The 21,183-nt window shown below is 71.1% G+C and carries 19 protein-coding genes; 14 read left to right on the forward strand and 5 right to left on the reverse strand.

The window, feature by feature from the left end; all coding sequences use genetic code 11:
- Nucleotides 1-427: 427 nt before the first annotated feature.
- The 3 genes from ACIGXE_RS15870 to ACIGXE_RS15880 all read right to left on the reverse strand — a co-directional run bounded on the left by ACIGXE_RS15870 (nt 428) and on the right by ACIGXE_RS15880 (nt 3,309).
- The gene (locus ACIGXE_RS15870) at nt 428-1,297 is read right to left on the reverse strand and encodes a DUF4436 family protein (RefSeq protein WP_399747558.1); all 870 of its coding nucleotides are present in this window, start codon (nt 1,295-1,297) and stop codon (nt 428-430) included.
- A 21-nt stretch (nt 1,298-1,318) separates the two neighbouring features.
- The gene (locus ACIGXE_RS15875) at nt 1,319-2,479 is read right to left on the reverse strand and encodes an agmatine/peptidylarginine deiminase (protein ID WP_399747560.1); all 1,161 of its coding nucleotides are present in this window, start codon (nt 2,477-2,479) and stop codon (nt 1,319-1,321) included.
- 248 nt (nt 2,480-2,727) lie between these two features.
- Nucleotides 2,728-3,309, reverse strand: coding sequence for a TetR/AcrR family transcriptional regulator (locus ACIGXE_RS15880; protein ID WP_399747562.1), 582 nt, complete (start codon nt 3,307-3,309; stop codon nt 2,728-2,730).
- 127 nt (nt 3,310-3,436) lie between these two features.
- Here ACIGXE_RS15880 and ACIGXE_RS15885 point away from each other — a divergent pair, with 127 nt between their 5' ends.
- The 4 genes from ACIGXE_RS15885 to ACIGXE_RS15900 all read left to right on the forward strand — a co-directional run bounded on the left by ACIGXE_RS15885 (nt 3,437) and on the right by ACIGXE_RS15900 (nt 8,428).
- Complete coding sequence (locus ACIGXE_RS15885; RefSeq protein ID WP_399747564.1) at nt 3,437-4,999, forward strand: serine/threonine-protein kinase; 1,563 nt, start codon at nt 3,437-3,439, stop codon at nt 4,997-4,999.
- Between the two features lie 132 nt (nt 5,000-5,131).
- Nucleotides 5,132-6,286: an agmatine deiminase family protein gene (locus ACIGXE_RS15890; RefSeq protein ID WP_399747566.1), complete on the forward strand. Its 1,155-nt coding sequence runs from the start codon at nt 5,132-5,134 to the stop codon at nt 6,284-6,286.
- Nucleotides 6,287-6,353: 67 nt separating this feature from the next.
- On the forward strand, nt 6,354-7,760 hold the full coding sequence (locus ACIGXE_RS15895; protein WP_399747568.1) for a sensor histidine kinase: 1,407 nt from the start codon (nt 6,354-6,356) through the stop codon (nt 7,758-7,760).
- 8 nt (nt 7,761-7,768) lie between these two features.
- Entirely contained in the window at nt 7,769-8,428 is a 660-nt protein-coding gene (locus ACIGXE_RS15900) for a response regulator (protein WP_399747848.1), read from the forward strand.
- A 211-nt stretch (nt 8,429-8,639) separates the two neighbouring features.
- Here the strand turns inward: ACIGXE_RS15900 and ACIGXE_RS15905 are convergent, their stop codons facing one another.
- Entirely contained in the window at nt 8,640-9,500 is an 861-nt protein-coding gene (locus ACIGXE_RS15905) for a sugar-transfer associated ATP-grasp domain-containing protein (protein ID WP_399747849.1), read from the reverse strand.
- Entirely contained in the window at nt 9,500-10,690 is a 1,191-nt protein-coding gene (locus tag ACIGXE_RS15910) for a 7TM domain-containing protein (RefSeq protein ID WP_399747570.1), read from the reverse strand. The genes ACIGXE_RS15905 and ACIGXE_RS15910 overlap by 1 nt, the downstream gene beginning before the upstream one ends.
- Nucleotides 10,691-10,841: 151 nt before the next feature.
- On the opposite strand from ACIGXE_RS15910, the gene ACIGXE_RS15915 reads away from it, so the two are divergent.
- The 10 genes from ACIGXE_RS15915 to ACIGXE_RS15960 all read left to right on the forward strand — a co-directional run bounded on the left by ACIGXE_RS15915 (nt 10,842) and on the right by ACIGXE_RS15960 (nt 20,862).
- Nucleotides 10,842-11,423 carry a TetR/AcrR family transcriptional regulator gene (locus tag ACIGXE_RS15915; protein ID WP_399747572.1) on the forward strand — a complete coding sequence of 194 codons (582 nt, stop codon included), beginning with the start codon at nt 10,842-10,844 and terminating at the stop codon, nt 11,421-11,423.
- 23 nt (nt 11,424-11,446) lie between these two features.
- Nucleotides 11,447-11,590 carry a hypothetical protein gene (locus ACIGXE_RS15920; protein ID WP_399747574.1) on the forward strand — a complete coding sequence of 48 codons (144 nt, stop codon included), beginning with the start codon at nt 11,447-11,449 and terminating at the stop codon, nt 11,588-11,590.
- A gap of 308 nt (nt 11,591-11,898) precedes the next feature.
- The gene (gene ureA / locus ACIGXE_RS15925; RefSeq protein WP_399747576.1) at nt 11,899-12,594 is read left to right on the forward strand and encodes an urease subunit gamma; all 696 of its coding nucleotides are present in this window, start codon (nt 11,899-11,901) and stop codon (nt 12,592-12,594) included.
- Complete coding sequence (locus ACIGXE_RS15930; RefSeq protein WP_399747578.1) at nt 12,591-14,342, forward strand: urease subunit alpha; 1,752 nt, start codon at nt 12,591-12,593, stop codon at nt 14,340-14,342. Before ureA ends, ACIGXE_RS15930 begins: the two co-directional genes overlap by 4 nt.
- 163 nt (nt 14,343-14,505) lie before the next feature.
- The gene (locus ACIGXE_RS15935) at nt 14,506-15,522 is read left to right on the forward strand and encodes an agmatine/peptidylarginine deiminase (protein WP_399747580.1); all 1,017 of its coding nucleotides are present in this window, start codon (nt 14,506-14,508) and stop codon (nt 15,520-15,522) included.
- An 80-nt stretch (nt 15,523-15,602) separates the two neighbouring features.
- Nucleotides 15,603-17,282, forward strand: a complete 1,680-nt coding sequence (locus ACIGXE_RS15940) for an ABC transporter substrate-binding protein (protein ID WP_399747581.1) — start codon at nt 15,603-15,605, stop codon at nt 17,280-17,282.
- Nucleotides 17,279-18,238 carry an ABC transporter permease gene (locus tag ACIGXE_RS15945; RefSeq protein ID WP_399747583.1) on the forward strand — a complete coding sequence of 320 codons (960 nt, stop codon included), beginning with the start codon at nt 17,279-17,281 and terminating at the stop codon, nt 18,236-18,238. Before ACIGXE_RS15940 ends, ACIGXE_RS15945 begins: the two co-directional genes overlap by 4 nt.
- Nucleotides 18,235-19,089 carry an ABC transporter permease gene (locus ACIGXE_RS15950; RefSeq protein ID WP_399747585.1) on the forward strand — a complete coding sequence of 285 codons (855 nt, stop codon included), beginning with the start codon at nt 18,235-18,237 and terminating at the stop codon, nt 19,087-19,089. Before ACIGXE_RS15945 ends, ACIGXE_RS15950 begins: the two co-directional genes overlap by 4 nt.
- A complete protein-coding gene (locus ACIGXE_RS15955; RefSeq protein WP_399747587.1) occupies nt 19,086-20,075 on the forward strand; it encodes an ABC transporter ATP-binding protein in 990 nt (329 codons plus the stop codon). Before ACIGXE_RS15950 ends, ACIGXE_RS15955 begins: the two co-directional genes overlap by 4 nt.
- Nucleotides 20,065-20,862 carry an ABC transporter ATP-binding protein gene (locus ACIGXE_RS15960; RefSeq protein WP_399747589.1) on the forward strand — a complete coding sequence of 266 codons (798 nt, stop codon included), beginning with the start codon at nt 20,065-20,067 and terminating at the stop codon, nt 20,860-20,862. The genes ACIGXE_RS15955 and ACIGXE_RS15960 overlap by 11 nt, the downstream gene beginning before the upstream one ends.
- The last annotated feature ends 321 nt before the right edge of the window (nt 20,863-21,183 follow it).

The following is a 21,183-nucleotide window of genomic DNA, read 5'->3' on the forward strand; positions in this document are numbered from 1 at the left end:
CCCATCCTGGCCCCGACTGAAAATTCAGTCAAGACTGTCCGAGGTGCTCTTGTGTGTCTTGTTCCGCCGGTTCGGCGCAGGAGTCGAATCGCCGGGCAGGGGAGGGGCGAACGGTTCCCGATCATCGGGGTGCGTGCTCGGTCGTCTCTGACGAGATCGGCACGTCCTCAATCTCGTAGAGTCAACTCTTGGGCTAAATAAGGTGGTTGGCGTATGAAGGTCGGAACGCTGCCGCAGTCGGGGCCCGGCGGGTCGGTCCGCGGGAAGGGGCGTACGGTCCGATGTGCCAGGCCGTCGATCATGAACCGATCGGACGCCATGGGCGACGGCGAGGCCGGTGTCGGGCAGGGGCGTCGCCACCCGCTCCACCGCACCCCGACCATCGGCACGGCCGGCAGGTCCGGTCGGACGGTGGGCCTGCCGGGGACTACTCGACGTCCGACGTCCGGCGTTCGGCGCCGAAACCCGTGACGACCACGGTGACGAGACAGAAGGCGATGACGGTCTCGGCCCAGAGGAAGGCGATGTAGTCCATGAGGCAGCCGATCGGCGGCGTGCCCGGGGCAGTGTTGCGGAAGGCCGCCAGGGCGAAGAGCGTGGCGGCCATCCAGCCGAGAGCGGGCCAGGTGAGGCCCTTTCGCCGGGTGACGAGGAACCACGCCCCGGTGAGCACCGAGAGGGCGAGGCCCCACATGGCGGCCATCATGAAGGCGGTGAAGACGAGCACGCTGTTGGAGCGTCCCAGGCCGACGTCGAAGGCCGCGGTCCCGTCGTCCGAAGCGTCGTCCACCGTCGCCGAGAAGAGTGCGTCGCCGTTGGACAGCGTCATGTGGACGGGGACCTTCTGGCCGCCTTGGACGGCGGTGAACTCGATCGAGGCGTCGTAGGCGTCGAAGGGGTAGTCCGTGATCGAACCGCCCGTCAGGGTGACGGGCAGGTCCGTGGTCGCGATGCGGCCGTGCGCCTTGAAGGACAGATCGCCCCGGGTGGAGGCCGACGTCTGGAGCGTCAGGTCCTCGGTGGGCGAGACGCCGCCGGCCTCGGCCAGTTCTCCGCGCGGGGTGACGTTCACCCGCAGGGTCAGTTCCCGTCCGGCGGCGTCGACGCGTTGGATCGAGGCCTCGACGTCCACGCGGTCAGGGGCCGAACCGCCCGCGTCGTACACCCGGTCCAGGGCCTGTCGTTCGCCGAACTGGAGCCATGCGCCCAGGGCGACGGCCGCCGCGATCAGGAGGCAGGCCGCCACGGCGGGGAAGAGTCCGCCGCGGCTCGGCTCGTGACGTCGGGTGGTGGACATGGACGCTCCCGTGAACCGTGGTCACTCGACCGGCTTGCCGGGCTGGTCGTGGGTGGAGCAGTGGATCCCGCCGCCTCCGGTGGCGATGGTGTCGATGTTCACCTGCACGATGTCGCGCTTGGGGAAGTGCTCCTGGAGGATGCCCCGGGCGCGGTCGTCGGCCTTCCTGTCGCCGAACTTCGGCATGTACACCGCGTCGTTGCCGATGTAGAAGTTGGCGTAGGTCGACAGGAAGTCGTCGCTGTAGCCCGAGATCCGGTCGGGGTCCGGCTGCGGGAGGTCGATGACCTCGAAGCTCCGGCCCTGCGCGTCGGTCGCCTCGCCGAGCACGGACTTGGCCTGGTCGGAGGAGCGTGACCAGGAGTCGGCCGGCATGCCCGGGAAGGCGCGGTCCAGGAGGATCACCCCGGGTGCGGTGAAGCGGACGAGGCTGTCGACGTGGGCGTCGGTGATGTCCTCGCCGCGTACGCCCTTCAGCCAGATCACCTTCTCCATGCCGAGGAGTTCCTTGAGTTCGGCCTCGATCTGGGCACGGGACTTGCCCGGGTTGCGGTTGTCGTTGACGATCGAGCTCTCGGTGATCAGGAGCGTGCCCTCGCCGTCCGTCTCGAAGGAGCCTCCCTCGGCGACGATCGACGTCTGGATGCGGGGAATCCCGTACTTCGACAGCAGCTTCCGTCCGACCTGGGCGTCGTTGTCGTGGACCTGCTTGTTGCCCCAGCCGCTGAAGTTGAAGTCGACGCCGGCGACCTCGCCGCCCTCCTCGACGAAGACGGGCACGGTGTCACGGGCCCACAGGTCGTCGACGGCGAGGGGGATGACCTCGACCCCCTTGCCGCAGGCCTTCTGAGCGGCGGCCAGCTGGTCCGGTCGGGCCATCATCACGACGTACTCGTACTCCGAGACGGCGCGGGCGATGCGTGCGATGTCCTGACGCACGTAAGGGAGGTCGTCCTCCCAGACGGACTCCAGCGCGGGCCATGCCATGAAGGTGCGGGCGTGGCTCTCCCACTCGGCGCCCAGGCGCCGCTCCCCGTCGGCCCCCACGCCCGGGCCGGTCGTGCCCGTGGCTCCCGACGGGCCCGGGTCGCCGGGGCCGCAGGCCGAGGCGCCGAGGGTGAGCGCGCCGATTCCGGCGAGCAGGCGCAGAGCGGAGCGGCGGGAGGGGCGGAGGTCTGACATCGGGGTCTCCGATCGTGAAAGGCACGCGGGGCCGGGGGTCGACGGCGGGCGCCATGGGAGGCGAGGGCGTGGACAGCGGACCCGCCACCCGTCCGCAGGTGGCGAGCGCGGCCCTCTGGGCGGTCGGTGACGCCTGGCCGGATACAGTGTGCCCCCACTCTGGCATTGACTGAAAATTCAGTCAAGCTTGGATGGGTGTCCCGCGTGGCGGGCCGCCCCTCTGTGGGACCCTCCCCGTGCGTCCGCTGTCAGCGGTCCAGCCGTTCGACCTCGATGGAGACCGCCTCCTTCACCAGTTCGCGAGCGTGGTCCAGAGGAAGTGCGCCGCTGAGCCAGCGGGTGCTGAGACCCTCCAGGAGGCCGGTGAGCCTCTCCGCGGCCGCCGTGAGGGCCGGCGCGGGAGCCGACGGCCGGATGCGGCCCAGCAGATCCGCGACATCGTGGATCCAGGTCAGCGTGGCCCTGGCGAGATCTCCGCGCAACTCGTGCTCGAAGATCGCGCTAGCGCGCAGCTCCCCCCAGGCCGTGCTGTTCTCGCGGACCTCCGGGAGGTTCTGGAACTCCAGCAGCAGGGACTGCTCCAGTTCCTGCCGGGCGTCGTACGGTCCGGTGGCGCCGTCCTCGTCGGACGTGTACCGGTCGGCCCGGTCGCTGATGAACTCCAGGGTGTGGCGGAGGACGCCGGCCCGGTCCTTGAAGTGGTAGTAGATCAGCGCGGTGGATACCCCGGCCTCGGTCGCCAGTTCCTCCATGCGCAGCCCGCGCACTCCCCGCCGCGCTATGACTCGGGCGGCACCTTCCAAGATGGCCCCTCGGCGATCCGTCGCCACGTGATCTCCTCCTCGGTGGTCTGAACCAGCAGTGTCGCATATTGACTGAATCTTTAGTTAGAGCCAGTATGCGTCAGTCGCATCAGCCGACACGTCGTTCGTTCCACATCGTCGAAAGAGCCACCGCATGTCCGCTCAGCTTCCTGGTGCACAGCCTGCTCACGCGGCGCTGACGGCCGACGACCCGCGAGAGATCGGCGGCTACCGCCTCCAGGCCCGGCTGGGAGCGGGCGGCATGGGCGTGGTGTACCTGGCGCACACCCCCGGCGGCCGTCCGATCGCGTTGAAGGCGGTGAGGGAGGAGTTCGCGGGGGATCCCGAGTTCCGCCTGCGCTTCGCCCAGGAGGTGGCCAGCGCCGAGCGCATCCACGGGCTGTTCACCGCGCAGGTGGTCGCCTCGGGCGTGGACGCCCCGACCCCGTGGCTCGCCACCGCCTACATTCCCGGCCCGTCCCTGCATCAGGTGGTCCAGCGCCACGGCCCGCTCCCGGTGCGAACGGTGCTGATGCTCATGGCGGGCGTCGCCGAGGCCCTTCAGGCGATCCACCGTGCCGGCGTCGTCCATCGCGACCTCAAGCCCGCCAACGTACTGATCGCGGAGGACGGGCCTCGCGTCATCGACTTCGGCATCGCGCGCGCGGCCGACGCCGTCGCGTTGACCGGGACCGGCCTGAGCATCGGCACGGCGGCGTTCATGGCCCCCGAGCAGGCGCTGGGGCGACCGGTGTCCGCGGCCACCGACGTGTTCGCGCTCGGCGCGCTCATCGCGTACGTGGCGAGCGGCGAGGCTCCCTTCGGGGCGGGGCCGGAGTCGGCCGCCCTGTACCGGGTGGTCCACGAGCAGCCCGACCTCGCCCGTGTGCCGCACGACCTGCGCGATCTGCTGGCCTGGTGTCTGGCCAAACGACCGGAGGACCGCCCCACGACGGCGGACCTGATCGCCGCCGTCCACGCCCATCCCCTGGTCGGACCCCGCCCGGAGTTCGCCGAGGGCTGGCTGCCCCAGTCGATCAGCAGCGAGGTGGCGGGGCGGGCGGCACGCCCGGCGCCCGTCCACGCTCAGCCCACTCTCGCGGCCCCGACCCCAGCCCCGGCTCCGCCCCCGACCCCGGCCCCGGCGCCCCTGCCTCCGCGGCCCGGAGGCGATGCCCCGGCCGAGCCCTCCTCGCGCCGTCGGGCGAGGAAGGGGCGCCGCCTGACGGTGGTCCTCGCCGTGCTCGCGATCCTCGTGACGGCCGGTGGTGCCGTCCACCTTCTCGATGTGCGTGCCGAGGGCGACGCCGCCGGGTCCGGCCCGTCGTACCCCTCGGCCGACTCCTATGCGTCCGTCGGCAAGGAGGTGGAGCTGACCTCCCCCGACGCCTCCTATGAATTCGACCTGAAGTCCGGGAAGGTCGTTCCCGCGGACACGGCCACCTGGTACCTGGCGCGCGACCGGTCGGAGTTCGTCCTCCCCGAGGACAGCGACGCCTTCGTCTCCGCGACGGAGGAGCTCGACCCCGCCGGCTGCGTGCGGGGCATCGACACGGAGCCGGTCACCCGGATCGCCTTCGCGGACCTGGTCGACGAGCGGCCCTTCTGCGTCCGTAGCTCCGACGGGAAGGACATCGTCGTCGTGCGGCTGATAGGGGCCCAAGCCGGTGACGGGCCGGTCACGGCGGCGATCGAGCGTTATCGCAGTGATCGGTGATCGGTGATCGGTGATCACAGTGATCGGTAGGGGACATGGTCTCGAAGTGATCATTGACTGAATTTTCAGTCTGCGGAACCATGCGTGCAACACCCGCCCCTCCCCTCAGGTAGGAGTTCCATGGACACGTCCATGACGTCCCGACGCCGACTGCTCCAGCTCGGCGCGGCGGCTCTGCCGCTCGCGGCCCTCGGATCGGCGCTGCCCGCGGCCGCACACGCCGCCACCAGCCCTTCCGGCGCCACGCTGCGGATGCCCGCGGAGCACGACCGCCACGTACGGACCTTCATGGCCTGGCCCGCACTGTCCTCGGTCTGGTCCACGTACCTCCCCGGCGTCCGCCGTGACATCGCGCGCGTGGCCGACGCGATCTCCCGCTACGAGCCCGTCGTGGTGCTCGCCCGTTCCGACCAGGCGGCCGACGCCCGGTACCAGTGCGGAGCCGGTGCCTACTACGGCATCGAGGTCGTCGAGATACCCAATGACGACCTGTGGATCCGGGACTTCGGCCCCACCTTCGTCGTCGCCCCCGGCGCCGTCGCGGGCGTGGACACCAACTTCAACGGCTGGGGCAAGACCGGCACGAGCTACTACCAGCCCTACGCCAACGACGCCGCCGCGGCCGCGACCCTCCTCGGCCGGTACGGCGTCCCGCGCGTGCAGGCCGGATTCGTCGGCGAGGGCGGCTCGCTGGAGACCGACGGCCAGGGCACCCTGCTCGCCACGGTCAGCTCGCTCGTCAACGCCAACCGCAACCCGGGCATGACCCAGGACCAGGTCGAGCAGGCGATGAAGTCGGCGCTCGGCATCGACAAGGTGATCTGGGTACCAGGACTCGCAGGCCAGGACATCACCGACTGTCACATCGACTGCCTGGCCCGCTTCGTCGCACCCGGACAGGTCATCCTCGACCAGCCGGGCCCCGGCACCGACCCCAAGTGGGTCGCCGTCTACAACGAGACCAAGCAGATCCTGCTCGGCGCGACCGACGCGCAGGGCCGCCGCCTGACCGTCACCGAGCTCCCCGGCCCGGACCGCAGCCGCATCCGCGGCAAGGACAGGGGCAGCGCCTTCCTTTCCAGCTACACCAATTACTACACCGCCAACGGCGCCGTCCTCATGCCCCAGTTCGGCGACAGCTACGCCGACGGCGTGGCGTACAACATCCTCGCGGCCGCCTACCCCGGCCGGAACATCGTCCAGCTCGACATCGACAACATCGCGACCGGCGGTGGCGGCATCCACTGCGCCACCCAGTCGCAGCCCGTCGTCCCTCCGGCCGTCTGACCGGGCGAGACCGGACGAACCGCCGGTCGCCGCCCACCGGCGGCGACCGGCCCTCTTGGAGAGTGCCATGCGGGACCGGGTGTTTCCGTTGATCGCCGACCTCGCGCTGATCGCCGTGACCGCGGCGACGGTCGCGGCCCTGTTGGACTGGGACAGCTGGAGCTCCGAGCAGAGCGCACTCCTCGGAACAGCGGGCCAGCTCACCGCGGCAGCGGGGGCGGCAGCGACGGTGCTCGTCCGCCGCCGGTGGACCGCGACGGCGCTGGTCACCGCTGCCGTGATCGTGGCATTCGAGCCGCTGACCGGTGGAGCTCTGACCGCCGTGGCCTACACGGCCGGCCTGAGCTGGGCCCGCCTCCGCCACCGCGTCCTCCTCCTGACCGTGTCCGTGACGGTGCCGGTGGCGGTCACGGCGGCCAACTCGGCCGCGGAGCCGGCGCCGATCCTCGAGTACGACGTGATGGTCGTTCTCGTCACGGCCATCGTGTGCGGGGTTCTGCCCGGCCTCGCCGGGGCGCTGGCGGGGCAGCGCGAGCGGCTTGTCCAGGCCCTGGAAGAACGCAACGCCTTCCTGGAGCGGGCCCACCGTTCGGCGGAGGAACAGGCCAGAGCCCGCGAACGCTCACGGATCGCGGGCGAGATGCACGATCTGCTCGGTCACCGGCTGAGTCTCATCGCCCTGCACTCCGGCGGCCTTGAGATGGCCAGCGAGACGGGCGATCCCGAGGTGCGCCACAGTGCGTGCCTGGTGCACAGCACGGTGCGTCAGGCGATGGCCGAGCTACGGGACGTCTTGGGGGTCCTGCGGGCGGGGGATCTGCCGTCGGGCACGTCGGAACCGCTGACCGCGTATACGGGTACCCGCGCCGAGGTCGCCGCGCTGGTCGCCCAGTCCCGTACCGCCGGGATCGCCGTACGCCTTGAGTGGACCGGCGAGGACCTGACGGGGGAGAGCCCCACCGCGCGGCGTGCCGTGGACAGGGTGATCCGCGAGGCCCTGACCAATGTGCACAAGCACGCGGCCGCGGCGGACGTGCGGGTCGTCGTTCGCAGAGAAGCCCGGCAGGTGTGGGTCGAGGTGCACAACGGACCCGAGAGCCGGGCCGCACGGCCGGCCAGGCTGCCGGGGGGCGACCTCGGCCTTGTCGGCCTCCACGAGCGGATCCGTCTGCTCGGCGGCACCCTGCGGGCCGCACCCGCGAACGACGGTGGTTACGCGGTCGACGCGCGCATCCCCCTGGGCGCCGGCCCCGCTGCGGCGAGCGCGCCCGCCCCGGCCGGACGGCACGTCGTGGCGACGGCGCGAACGTGGCCGCACCGGCTCGTGAGCGCCGCTGCCATGGCCCTCGGCGTGGTGGGCGTCGTCGTCCTGCAGTTCGTCACCCTCGCCTTCGTCCCCTACCCCGAGGCGGACGGGACCTCCGACACGGACGGGGTCGCCGTCTCCATGACCTTCCGACACCCCACGACATGAGGTTCCCCGTGATCCGCGTTCTCCTCGCCGACGACCAAGAACTCGTCCGTGCCGGAATCAGACTGGTGCTCAAGCACGCCAACGACATCGAGGTGGTGGCAGAGGCGTCGGACGGCCACGAGGCGTCGGAGCTCGCCGCCCGGCACGACGTGGACGTCGCGATGCTCGACATCCAGATGCAGGGCGCCGACGGACTCCGCGCGGCGGAACGGATGGCGGAGCGGACGCCGTCGGTCCGTGTGGTCATGCTCACCACCTTCGGCGAACACGCCTACGTGGAGCGCGCGCTGAAGGCGGGGGTGACGGGATTCCTCCTCAAGGACAGCACCCCGCAGGAACTCATCCAGGCCGTCCGCAGGGTCGCCTCCGGCGCGCCGGTCGTGTCCCCGCAGATCACCCGCCACCTCATCGACCGGTACCTCGACAGCGGCGAGGAGCCGGCCGATCCGCGCCTGGACCGGATCGCCGATCTCACCAGCCGCGAGCGCCAGGTTCTCGCGATGGTGGGCACCGGCGCCTCCAACGCGGAGATCGGCAAGCGGCTGCACCTGGGGGAGGGCACCGTCAAGGCCTACGTGAGCCGCATGCTGACGAAACTGCGCTGCGCCAACCGCGTCCAGGCGGCCATCCTGGCCCACGACGCACGGCTCCTTCAGGGCGAGAGGTGACCGGCCGTCGGTGAAGGAACCGGAACGGGAGCGGTGGATCGCCCGTCCGGCCCCGGACCGGGTGCGGTCGTCCGTTCGTCCGCCGGCGCCTCTCTGCCGGGGTCCGCGTCGGAAGCCTGCCGCGCCGGTTGCGCGCCCGAGGCGCTGACCGCGAGGAAGGCACCGGCCAAGCCGGCGACGAAGAACTTGGACACGAGCGCGGTACGGCGCATCACGGGCTCCATGGGCGGGTGGTCGCGGTCACCAGGCCGTGACCGGTGACGTTCTGGATCTGCAGTCCGGGTCGCGCGTTGACCTCCAGGACCAGCGGCCCCCGATCGGCGTCGACGACGACATCCGCGCCCAGGTAGTGGAGGCCGGTCGCCGCCGCGCAGCGGCTTGCCGCGTCGAGCACCTCCGGCCAGTGCGGAACGGTCGCGCCGATCAGCCGCGCGCCGGTGTCCGGGTGGGTCTCGGTCGGCTCCCTCCCGACCAGGGCGTGGGTGATCCGGCCGGTGGCCAGGTCGACGGCGGCGCCGATGGCCTTCTGGTGCAGGTTGGCCCGCCCGCCGCTGAAGCGGGTGGGCAGCCGTAGCATCGCGAGGCGGGGCCTGTCGTGATCGCAGATCACCCGGATGTCCGGCAGCCCCTGATGGGACAGCCGGGCCAGGTCGGGGTGGGCCCGGATCAGCGGTTCGAACATGGCCCAGTCGGTGGGGCGCGGAGAGAAGTCCCCGTCCAGGATGCGCCGCAGCTGGTCGGCGACCCTTTCCCTGGTGATCCGTTTACCGGAGGAGGACGTCCAGCTCCGGTGACGCCGGCCGAAGGACAGCAGGATGCCGTTGCCCCCCAGGCTCTGGTTCGGCTTGAGGGCCCAGCGGTCGGGCAGGCCGTCCCAGTCCAGCGAGGCGATCTCCCGGCGCGAGCGCAGCAGGGCCAGGGTGGGGGAGGTGGGGGCGCCGACCTCGGCCAGGGCCTCCTTGGTGGCGTGTTTGTCGTTGACGAGCCGGATGGCGGCCGACGAGTTGTGCCGGGCTATCCGGGCGTTGCGCAGGTTCATGCCCATGACCGGGTCCCAGCCGCGAAGCCACATCACGCCTTCACCTCCTGCCTCTTGGCCGCGGGCGCGAAGCGGAAGAGCTCGCTCAGGCGAAGCCCGCGGTACGTTCCCGCGATCGACGTCCACACGGCGCACACGATCGCGAGCTGGAGGGGCACCGCCTCCGCGACCTCGCGCACGTACGGCGTCAGGAGGAGCAGCGCCACCAGGACGGCCGTGCCCATGGTCAGGGCGGCTCCCGTCGCGGCGGCCCTCACGCCGTCGAGGTCCCACGCCTCCCACAGTCGCTCGGTGACGATGGCCGTGACGACGACCGGCAGCGACATCCCCCACGAGTCCGAGAGCCCGAAACCGCCCAGGGCGAGCTGGGCGGTGATCAGGCCCGAGGTGACGACCGCGATCAGTACGCCGAGCCGGGCGACCCGTGGAAGGTGCAGGCGGCGCAGCAGGGGCTGCATGACGAACCCGAGCGCGAACATCACGAGCGTCAGCGGTACGCCGAGGGGAAGGCCAGCTTGCGCGTACGCCAGGGCCAGCAGCACCGGGCTGAACGTGCCCAGGGTGTTCAGTCCGACGACCACCCGGAGCACCACGATCAGCAGGGCCGCCAGGGGCAGCAGCGCCATCATCGACACGGGGTCGATCGCCGGTGCCTTGGCGAACAGGATGCGCAGGGCCGACGGCGCGGCGACGGAGTCGGGCTGGGTGAGCAGCCGCTTGCCCACGGCCACGTGAAGTCCCCGGACCTCCTGTCGTCCGAGCAGGACGGGAGTCTCACGCTTGGAGCGGTTGTTGACGCTGAGCTTGGCGACGAAGGAGCGGCCGGCCAGCCGCACCGTGGCGTCGACCACAGGGCGCTTCTCACGACCGAGCGCCGACCCCACGGTGATCCTCGGCGCCGCGTCGAGGTCGAAACCGAGCTCCTTCGCCAACGCCGTGTCCACCGACGACGCCGACGCACCGGTGTCGATCAGAGCGAGGACCTCGGAACTCCGCCCCGTCGGTCCGCTGATGCGCACCATCTCCCGTTCGCCGATGACCTCGGGCGACCGGCTCAGAGGTCTGTCGGGGGAGCCGAGCACCCCCAGCAGCAGGAAGCTCAGACAGGCCACGGCGGCCAGCACCTTCACGACCACGGGCACCTTCCCGCGCCCACCGCGGCGGGCGCCCGCCGCCCGCTCCCCGTTCTCCGGACTCTCTTCGTACTTCTGCAGGTCATGCATGGGGAAAGCCTTGGTCAGGGCGCCGGCTCCCAGTAGTGACGATCGGCCCGCGGAGGGCAACGAAAGTTGTCCGTGCACCGTTTCCGACCCCGTTCGTCCCCTCGGCAGGGCCGTGATCCTGTCCATCGGACGGGCCGGTAAGGTTTGGGCCATGGCGTCTCGCAGCACTCAGCTCCTCGAAGCCGCCGCCCGGGTGATCGCCCGGCGCGGGGTCCGAGGCCTGCGCGTGGAGGAGCTCGCCGCCGAGGCGGGCGTGTCCACCGCGCTGATCTACTACCACTTCAAGGACCGCGCCGGGATCCTGCGCAAGACGCTGGAGTTCATCAGCGACCGCGCCGAGCGCTACACGACCCACCGCGACCCGGACGCCGAACCGCTCAGCCCGCGCGAGGAGCTGGAGCAGACGCTCCTCCTCGAACTCCAGGACTCGACCGAGGTCAGGGAGAACAGCACCGCCTGGGGGGAGTTGCGGGCCAGCGCCGTCTTCGACGAGCTGCTGCGCGAAGACCTGACACGAGCCACCCGGGTCTGGGTGCAGGAGGTGGCGGCCCTGTTGGGCCAGGTCCGGCCGATGGCCTCGGCAGCCGCCCTCGAGGCCGCCGCCGAGCGACTCACCGCCCTCCTGGAGGGTCTGAGCATGCGCTGGCTCAGCGGTACGCTCCAGATCGCCCACGCCCGGACCCTGATGGGCGAGGCCATCGACGCCGAGATCGACCGGCTGGACCGCCCCTGACCGGGCTCCTCCCAAGACACGGCGTGCCGAGTCGGGCGCGCCGTGCCGACGGCCGTGGCACCCCGGTCGTCCGGTGCGCGCCGCCGCCGACCGTGGACCGGCTCGCCTTCGGTGCGATCGAGCAGATCATGCGCCACTGCCTCATCGAGGCATCCACCAGGACCTGACCGGGTGCCACCACGTGCTGATGGCGTCAGGGGCGGCTCCCGTCGGGGTATCAGACCGGGCCCTGCCTGAAGGCTCAGGCAGGGCCCGCCTCGTTCCGGCTGAACGCACACGGACGTCCTGTGTGCGGCCAGGGCAGGTGGCCGGGTTCTCCGGGGAGGGCCGGACTCACAGTCTTGACTGATATTTCAGTCAGTGCGACAGTGAAGTTCCTCCACCCACCCCTGACGTTTCGCGGAAAGGAAGGGACGACCTTGCGTGTGACCAGGCCCTTCAGACGTGCGGCCAGGCCTTTCAGGCAGGCGACGACATGCCCCTGACCCCCACCGAGCGCGACCGGCTCCTCCTCTTCACCGCCGCCCAGCTCGCCCGGACCCGCCTGGAGCGCGGCCTGCGGCTCAACGTGCCGGAGGCGACCGCGCTCATCGCCGACACGGTGTGCGAGGCCGCGCGTGACGGCCTCCGTCTGGCCGAGGCGCTCGACCGCGGACGCGGGGTCCTCGGCCCGGACGACGTGCTCCCCGGCGTCACCGACGTCGTGACGGAGATCCAGGTCGAGGCGGTGTTCGACGACGGCACCCGGCTGGCCGTCATCAGCGCTCCGTTCGGCGAGGTGGAGCACGACGACGGTGCGCCCGGGGCCGTCCTGCCCCACACGGACACCCTGCCGGAGCCGGAACCGGCGGTCACTCTGCGAGTGCGCAACACGGCCGCGGTCCCGGTCAGCGTGACCTCGCACTTCCACTTCTTCGAAGCGAACCCGCGGCTGGACTTCGACCGGGCCGCCGCCTACGGGATGCGGCTGGCGGCCCAGGCCGGCTCTTCCACCCGGTTCGACCCCGGCGCCGTCGTGGAGGTCGGACTCGTACCGATGGGGGGCGACAGGATCGCCATCGGTTTCGCGGGCCTGGTCGACGGCCCGCTCGACGCGCCCGGCACGAAGGCCGAGGCCCTCAAACGCGCCGCCGCCTGCGGCTACCTCGGAGCGGAAGGGGCAGAGCGATGAGCAGGCCCACCAGACACAGTGACCACTGCGCGCCCGGCAGCAGTCGGCACATCGACCCGCACGAGTACGCCACCGTGCACGGGCCCCGCGCGGGGGACCGGGTCCGGCTCGGTGACTCGGGGCTCGTCGTACGGGTGGAGGCGGACTCGCAGGCGTACGGCGACGAGTTCCTGGCCGGCTTCGGCAAGACCGCCCGCGACGGCATGCATCTGAAGGCAGCGGCCGTCCGCGAGACCTGTGACGTCGTCATCACCAATGTCCTGGTCATCGACGCCGTGCAGGGCATCCGCAAGGTGTCGATCGGCATCCGCGAGGGCCGGATCCACGCCATCGGGCGGGCCGGCAACCCCGACACCCTCGACGGGGTCGACGTCGTCGTCGGCACCGGCACCACGATGATCCCGGGGGAGGGGCTCATCGCCACCGCCGGTGCGATCGACACCCACGTCCATCTGCTCTCTCCCCGGATCATGGAGGCGTCCCTCGCCTCCGGCGTCACCACCGTCATCGGCCAGGAGATCGGGCCGAGTTGGGGCGTCGGCGTCAACTCCCCCTGGGCCCTGAAGCTCGGGTTCAACGCCTTCGACGCGTGGCCGGTCAACATCGGCTTCCTCGCCCGGGGTTCCGCGTCCGACGAAGCCCCCCTGGTCGAGGCGTTGGCCGAGGGCGGTGCCTGCGGCTTTAAGGTGCACGAGGACATGGGCGCCCACACCCGGGCCCTGGACACCGCGCTGCGGGTCGCCGAGGAGCACGACGTCCAGGTCGCGCTGCACTCCGACGGCCTGAACGAGTGCCTGTCGGTGGAGGACACCCTCAAGGTGCTGGAGGGCCGGACGATCCACGCCTTCCACATCGAGGGCTGCGGCGGCGGGCACGTCCCCAACGTGCTGAAGATGGCGGGCGTGCCGAACGTCATCGGCTCCTCCACCAACCCCACGCTCCCCTTCGGGCGGGACGCCATCGCCGAGCACTACGGGATGATCGTCTCCGTCCACGCGCTCAAGACGGATTTGCCCGGCGACGCGGCGATGGCGCGCGACCGGATCAGGGCCGGGACGATGGGCGCGGAGGACGTCCTGCACGACCTCGGCGCGATCGGGATCACCTCCTCCGACGCGCAGGGGATGGGACGGGCGGGGGAGACGATCCGGCGTACGTTCGCGATGGCCGGGAAGATGAAGGCCGAGCTGGGCCCGCTGGAGGGCGACGGCGCGCACGACGACAACGCGCGCGTGCTGCGCTACATGGCCAAGCTCACCATCAACCCGGCGATCGCCCACGGCCTCGCCCACGAGATCGGCTCGATCGAGGTCGGGAAGATGGCCGACATCGTCCTGTGGCGCCCGCCCTTCTTCGGTGCCAAGCCGCAGATGGTCATCAAGAACGGCTTCCCCGCCTACGGGGTGACCGGCGATCCGAACGCGGCCACCGACACCTGCGAACCGCTCGTCCTCGGACCGCTGTTCGGAGCTCACGGCGCCGCTCCGGCCGAGTTGTCCGTCGCCTTCGTCAGCCGCGCCGCCGCCGAGTCGGGATCGTTCGGCTCGCCGTACGACAGGCTGGGCACGCGGCGCAGGCGTGTGGCCGTACGGGGGACCCGGGGCATCGGGCCGGCCGACATGGTGCGCAACGCCCGCCTCGGACAGGTGGACGTGGACCCGCGCAGCGGTCTCGTGACCCTGGACGGCGATCCGATGCGCTCCGAGCCGGCGGAGCAGGTGTCGTTGAGCCGCCTGTACTTCCTCTGATCCCTCCCCCTGAATGAACCGAGAAAGGCATGCCTCCACTCTTGACTGAAATTTCAGTCGAATGGAGGATGCTGTTCACACCGCGTACCCGTTCCCGCGCCTCCGCCCGGCCCAGCCGGCCGCCGCCGACGGGTACTTCTGGCGAAACGAAGAGAGACCCGTGATGACTGCATTCCGTATGCCTGCCGAGTGGTCCGAGCACGAGGGGTGCCTGATGGCCTGGCCCGTCCGTGAGGACCTGTGGGGCAGCGTGCTGGACGACGTCAAGGAGGAGTACGCGAACGTCGCGCGTGCGATCGCCGAGTTCGAGCCCGTGACCATGGTCGCGCCGCCCGGCCACGGTGAGGAGGCCAGGAGCAGGTGCGGTCGGGAGATCACCGTGGTGGAGCTGGCCCAGGACGACTCGTGGTTCCGGGACTCCGCCCCGCTGTTCGTGCTCGACGGTGACGGCAACCGCGCCGGAGTGGACTTCCGCTTCAACGCCTGGGGCCGCAAGCACAGCCCGTACGACTCCGACGACCGGGTCAGCGGCCTCCTCCTGGAGCACCTGGGCGTCGAGCGCATCCCCTCCGACATGATTCTGGAGGGCGGGGCGATCACGGTCGACGGCGAGGGAACGCTGATCACGACCGAACAGTGTCTCCTGCACCCCAACAGGAACCCCGGCATGAACCGGGACGAGATCGAGGCCGAGCTGAAATCCCAGCTCGGAGTCAGCAAGGTTGTATGGCTGCCGTACGGCGGCCTGCTGGACACGGAGACCGACGGGCACGTCGACGGTGTCTGCGCCTTCGCCGCCCCGGGCACCGTGGTGGTCTCCCTGCCCGACGACCCCGGGCACCCGGACTACGCCCGGATGCGGGCCAACCGCGCGGTTCTCGAATCGACCCGGGACGCCCGCGGCCGCCGACTGGAGATCATCGACGTTCCCCAGACCGCGTTCGTCGAGATGCCGGACGGAGCGGTCGAGGTGTCGTACCTGAACTACTACGTGGCCAACGGCGGCGTCGTCGTTCCGGTGGCAGGCGTGCCCCAGGACGAGGCCGCGCTCGCCGTGATCGCCTCGGCGTACCCGGGCCGCAAGGTCGTGCCGGTGCAGGCGATCGCGATCGCGTTCGGCGGGGGCGGCGTGCACTGCATCACCCAGCAGGTCCCCGCCGCACGTCCCTCCGCCGCGTAGAGCGGTCCCGCCGCTCCTGACGGGCCGGCCCCGCGGCCCGTCACCCCCCTCCGCACCCCTCACGGAAAGACAGCGCGCCGATGACGACCTCCCCCGTCCAGGGCCTCAGACGGCCCTCCCGCCGTCGCGGCCGGATCGCCGCCGCGACCGCGGCCCTGGCCTCGTTCGCCCTGCTCGCGGCCTGTTCCGGTCCGCCCAAGAGCGGCACGGGCAGTACCGGCGCAGAAGTGAAGCTCTCCGCCTCGACGCCTCCGGCCCGCGGCGAGATCGACTCCTTCACCTGGGCCGTCTACGCCGAGCCGCCCACCCTCGACTACACGGTCGCGTTCGACTACCCGCAGAACACGATCCTGTCCAACGTGTGCGAGAGCCTGATGCGCTGGACGCCGGGGCTCACCTTGCAGCCCGGCCTGGCCCGGAAGGCCTCGAACCCCGACCCCAACACCTGGGTCTACGACCTGCGCGCGGGCGTCCGCTTCCACGACGGCAAGGTGATGACCGCCGACGACGTGGTCTACAGCCTCGGCCGACAGCGGGACCCGAAGAACGCCGCCGCCTGGGCCCAGGTCTTCCAGAACGTCACCTCCGTGACGAAGACCGGCCCCCTCCAGGTCACCGTCAAACTCAAGAAGACCGACTCGCAGTTCCCCCAGTACATGGCGACCGCCGCGGGCGTCGTCGCATCCAGGGGAGGCGTCGAGGCGGCGGGCAAGGACTACGGCACCACCGGAGACCTCGCCTGCACCGGCCCGTTCAAGCTTGGCACGTGGAGCAAGGGCCAGTCGATCGAGCTGGAGCGCTTCGACGGCTACTGGGGCACGAAGGCCAAGGCGAAGAAAGCCGTCTTCCGGATCCTGACCGACCCCTCGGCCCGCACCAACGCCATGCTCAGCGGTGAGATCGACGGTGGCTACCTGATCCCCACCGAGAGCTACGACCGCCTCAGGAACAGCGGCGTCGGCACCCTCTGGTTCGGCGAGGGCCTCAGCACGGTCAACGTCAACATCACCAACATGACGGGCCCGCTCGGCGACCTCCGGGTCCGCAAGGCGCTCTCCCTGGCCCTGGACCGGTCCGGCTTCGTCAAGGCCGGACTCGGCGGCGCCGGCACCGTCACCGCCTCGCTCACCACCCGAGCCGCCTGGGCCGGAGCCTCGGAGCAGACCCGCGAGGCCGCCTTCGACGGACTGCCGCCGGCCTCCCAGGACATCGAGAAGGCCAAGGCGCTGATCAAGGAGGCCGGCGCCACGGGCAAGACCCTGACCGTCGCCACCAGCTCCATCGGCCAGGACGTCTCGCTCCTCGCCACCGCGATCCAGGCCGCCGGCACGCAGATCGGGCTGAGGATCAACCTCAGGACGATCGCCCCCAACGCCTTCACGGCGTTGTTCACCGACCCGAAGGCGCGCGAGGGAATCGACATGTTCCCGCTCACCTACTACAACTCGATCACCGACCCGCTGGACCTGCTGCAGAACTTCAAGACCGGCGCCTACATGAACTTCGCGGACTTCAGCGACAAGGGCTACGACGCGCTCGTCGACCAGGCCACCGGCGTCTACGAGCCGGAGCGGCGGATGAGGATCGAGACGGAGATGCAGAAGCGGGTGGCCGAGCAGCTGCCCTGGATCCCGGTCGCCGAGTGGCCCACCGCGGTCTTCCTCAACAAGAGGATCACCGGCGCACCCACCACCATCTCGTACATGTACCACCCGTGGGCCGCCGGCGTCGGTGCGGCGGACGCGGGGGCCACGCGGTGAACTTCGCGAGATTCGCCGTACGCCGGGTGGCGGAGATGGCCGCCACCCTGCTGTGCGCGTCGTTCGTGGTCTTCGGCGCCATGTACCTGGCGCCGGGCAACCCCGCGAGCTTCCTACTCTCGGGCCGCTCGGCCTCACCGGAGGCCCTCGCCGCGATCAACGCCCAGTACCACCTCGACGACCCCTTCCTCGTCCGCTACCTCCGCTGGCTCGGCGACATCGTCCACGGAGACTTCGGCCGGTCCATCACCTACCGCACGGACGTCTCCCGGCTCCTCGCCGACCGCCTGCCCACCACGCTGCTCCTCGTGGTGATGGCACTGGCCGTGGTCGTCGTGATCGGCCTCGTCCTGGGACGGGTCGCCGCCGTACGCGGCGGCGGCACCGACTCGGCCATCCTCGTCGGCACCACGATCGCCGTCGGCACCCCCTCCTTCGTCGCGGCCGTCCTGCTCCAGGGACTCTTCGCCGTCCACCTCGGCTGGTTCCCCAGCAGCGGCTCCGGCGACGGCTTCCTCGACCGGGTATGGCACCTCACCCTGCCCGCGATCGCGCTCGCCCTGTACCTGATCGGCATGCTCGCGCGGGTCACCCGCTCGGCCATGCTGGAAGCCCTCGACAGCGAGCACGTCACGGTGGCCCGCAGCCGCGGCGTCCCCGAGCGCCAGGTCATCCGCCGGCACGTCTTCCGGAACTCGCTGGGAACCGTCCTGACCACCGGCGGCCTGATCGTCTCGACGCTGCTGGTCTGCACGATCCTCGTGGAGACCGCCTTCAGCATCGGCGGCATCGGCCAGCTCCTCGAACTGTCCACCTCGACCAAGGACTTCCCGACGGTCCAGGCCATCTCCCTGATCATCGTCGCCCTGTTCATGATCGTGAACCTCATCGTCGACCTCCTGTTGCCGCTGGTCGACCCGCGGATCACCCTCGGAGCGAGGAGTTCCTCCGTATGACCGCCGTCCTGACCCGCAGGCCCGGCCTCGCGAAGATCCGCACCGCCCGGTCCCCGCTGTACCTGGCCTGCCTCGGCCTCGTCGCCCTCGTCACGGCCGCCGCGCTCCTCGCGCCGTGGCTCGTGCCGTACGACCCCAACGCCGTCGACCTCGGCAACGCGCTGGCCGGGCCCTCCCCGGAGCATCTGCTCGGGGTCGACGCCGCCGGGCGCGACACCTTCTCCCGGCTGCTCCTCGGCGCCCGCACCTCGCTGCTCGGTCCGCTCGGCGTCGTCGTCTTCTCCACCCTCGCCGGAATCGCGGTCGGCACGGCCGCGGGCTGGCGGGGCGGCTGGCTCGACTCCGTCCTCTCGCGCAGCACCGAGCTCGTCTTCGCGTTCCCCGGCATGCTGCTCGCGATCCTCGTCATCTCGATCTACGGCGAGGGGCTCCTCGCCCCGGTCATCGCGCTCTCCATCGCCTACCTGCCGTACGTCAGCCGGCTCACCCGCTCCCTCGTCCTGGCCGAACGCAAACGTCCCTACGTCAGCGCCTACCAGGTCCAGGGGCACTCGGCCCTCCAGATCAGCCTGCGCCACATCCTGCCCAACATCGCCCCCGTCGTCCTCGCCCAGTCCACCATCAACTTCGGCTACGCACTGATGGACCTCGCCGGCCTGTCCTTCCTCGGCCTCGGCGTACCCGCGCTCACCCCCGACTGGGGCCGCATGGTCTTCGACGGCCAGACCGCCATCCAGCAGGGCTACCCGCTCTCCGCGGTCCTGCCCAGCGTGTTCATCGTGCTCACCGTCGTCGCCTTCAACGTCGTCGGAGAGCGCTGGGCCGACCGCGTCGCCAGGAGAGACCGATGACTTCCCCGTACACACTCGACGTCCAAGGGCTGCGGATCACCCTGCCCGGCACGGCCCGCCCCGTCCTCGACGGCGTCGACCTCCACGTCGCCGCCGGCGAGACCGTCGCCCTCGTCGGCGAGTCCGGATCCGGGAAGACCCTCACCTCGCGCAGCGCGCTCGGCCTGCTGCCTCCCGGAGCCGTCGTCGAGGGCCGGGTCCGCGTGCTCGGACACGACGTGCTCGCCATGCGGGGCGAGCAGCTGCGCGCCCTGCGCACCGACACCGTCGCCATGATCTTCCAGGACCCCCGCGCCGCCCTCAACCCCCTGCGCCGCATCGGCGACTTCCTCACCGAGAGCGTCACCCTGACCGGCCGAATGTCCCGGGCGGACGCCGAAGCCCGCGCCGCCGAACTCCTCCGGGCGGTCGGCCTGGACGACTCCGCCCTGCACAAATACCCCGGCCAGGTCTCCGGCGGCATGCTCCAACGGGTCGTGATCGCCGCCGCGCTCATGGGAGACCCCGAACTCCTCCTCGCGGACGAGCCCACCACGGCGCTCGACGTCACCACGCAGGCCGAGGTGATCGCGCTCCTGGCCGAACTGCGCGCACGCTTCCGCACCGGGCTGCTCTTCGTCACCCACGACCTCGACCTCGCCGCCGCCATCAGCGACCGCGTCTACGTGATGTACGCCGGCCGGATCGCCGAGAGCGGCCCCGCCGAAGCCCTCTTCGCCCGGCCCCGGCACCCGTACACCGCGGCACTGCTCGCCTCCACCCCCCGCCTCGAAGCCCCGCAGGGGCGGCTCGCCGCCATCGACGGGCAGCCCCCCGACCTGCGCCACGAACTGCCCGGCTGCCCGTTCGCCGCCCGCTGCTCCTTCGCCACGGAGGTCTGCGAGCAACGGGCGCCCGAGCCGACCACCGCACCGGACCTGCCGACGCACCAGGCCGCGTGCCACCACAGCGACCGTCTCACGGAGAGCCCCGCCGATGCCCGATAACGTCCTGGAGGCCGTCGGCCTCCATCGCACCTTCGGGAGCGTTCGCGCCGTCGACGACGTGTCCTTCGCACTCCCCGAGGGCGGGTCCCTGGGCATCGTGGGCGAGTCCGGCTCCGGCAAGACCACCACGGCCCGGATCGTCGTCGGTCTCGAACAGGCCGACGCCGGAGAGATCCGGGTACGCGGCCGGACCCGCGGCACGCGGAGTCGCGGCCGGGCCCGGCGCCTGGCGCGGGCGCGCGAGGTCCAGATGGTCTTCCAGGACCCGTACCTCTCCCTCGACCCGAGGACCAGCGTCGAACAGGTCCTGCGCGAGACCCTGCGCCTGCACTTCCCCGGCACCGACCACGACCGGCGCGTCCGGGAGCTCCTCGACCAGGTCGGCCTGGGCACCCGAGCCGCCGACGCCCGGCCGAAGCAGCTCTCCGGTGGCCAACGCCAACGCGTCGCCATCGCCCGCGCCCTCGCCGTCGAACCGGCCGTCCTCGTCCTGGACGAGGCGGTCGCCGCCCTCGACGTCTCCGTACAGGCGCAGATCCTCAACCTGCTCGCCGACATCCGCGAGGAGACCCGGATCGGCTACCTGTTCATCACCCACGACCTCGGCGTGGTCCGCTGCGTCACCGACGACGTCATCGTCATGCGCAAGGGCCGTGTCGTCGAGGCAGGCCCCACGGCCGAGGTGCTCGCCGCACCCCGACACCCCTACACCCGGCTGCTGCTGGAATCCGTACCCCGACCGGGCTGGGACCCCGAAGCGATCGCCGCCGCCCGCCGGGCGCTCTGACAACCCCGTACGGGCCCATGTCGCCTGCGATGGGCGCACGCACCCGTGCGCCCACCCCGGTGCTGCTTCGCGTGCCGGGGTGGGCGAGGGGGAGGGCCCGTCGACACAGCAGGTCGACCCGGGGCGGCAGACCGAACATCCCCTGTCCCGTCAGCATCGTTGAAGCGCCCTGCTGTCATCGATCCGGAAGGCGCGCGCCGTGCACCACCGCCGCATGACGACGGAAGGGCCACCGCCCCCGGGGCGACTGCGATGCCCTGGCTCTGCGACGACTGTCCGGAGCAGCTCGCCGTCCTGGCTGAAATTTTCGTCAATCACCTG

Origin of the sequence: Streptomyces sp. NPDC053431 (genome assembly GCF_044544925.1) — a bacterium.
Taxonomy (GTDB): Bacteria; Actinomycetota; Actinomycetes; order Streptomycetales; family Streptomycetaceae; genus Streptomyces.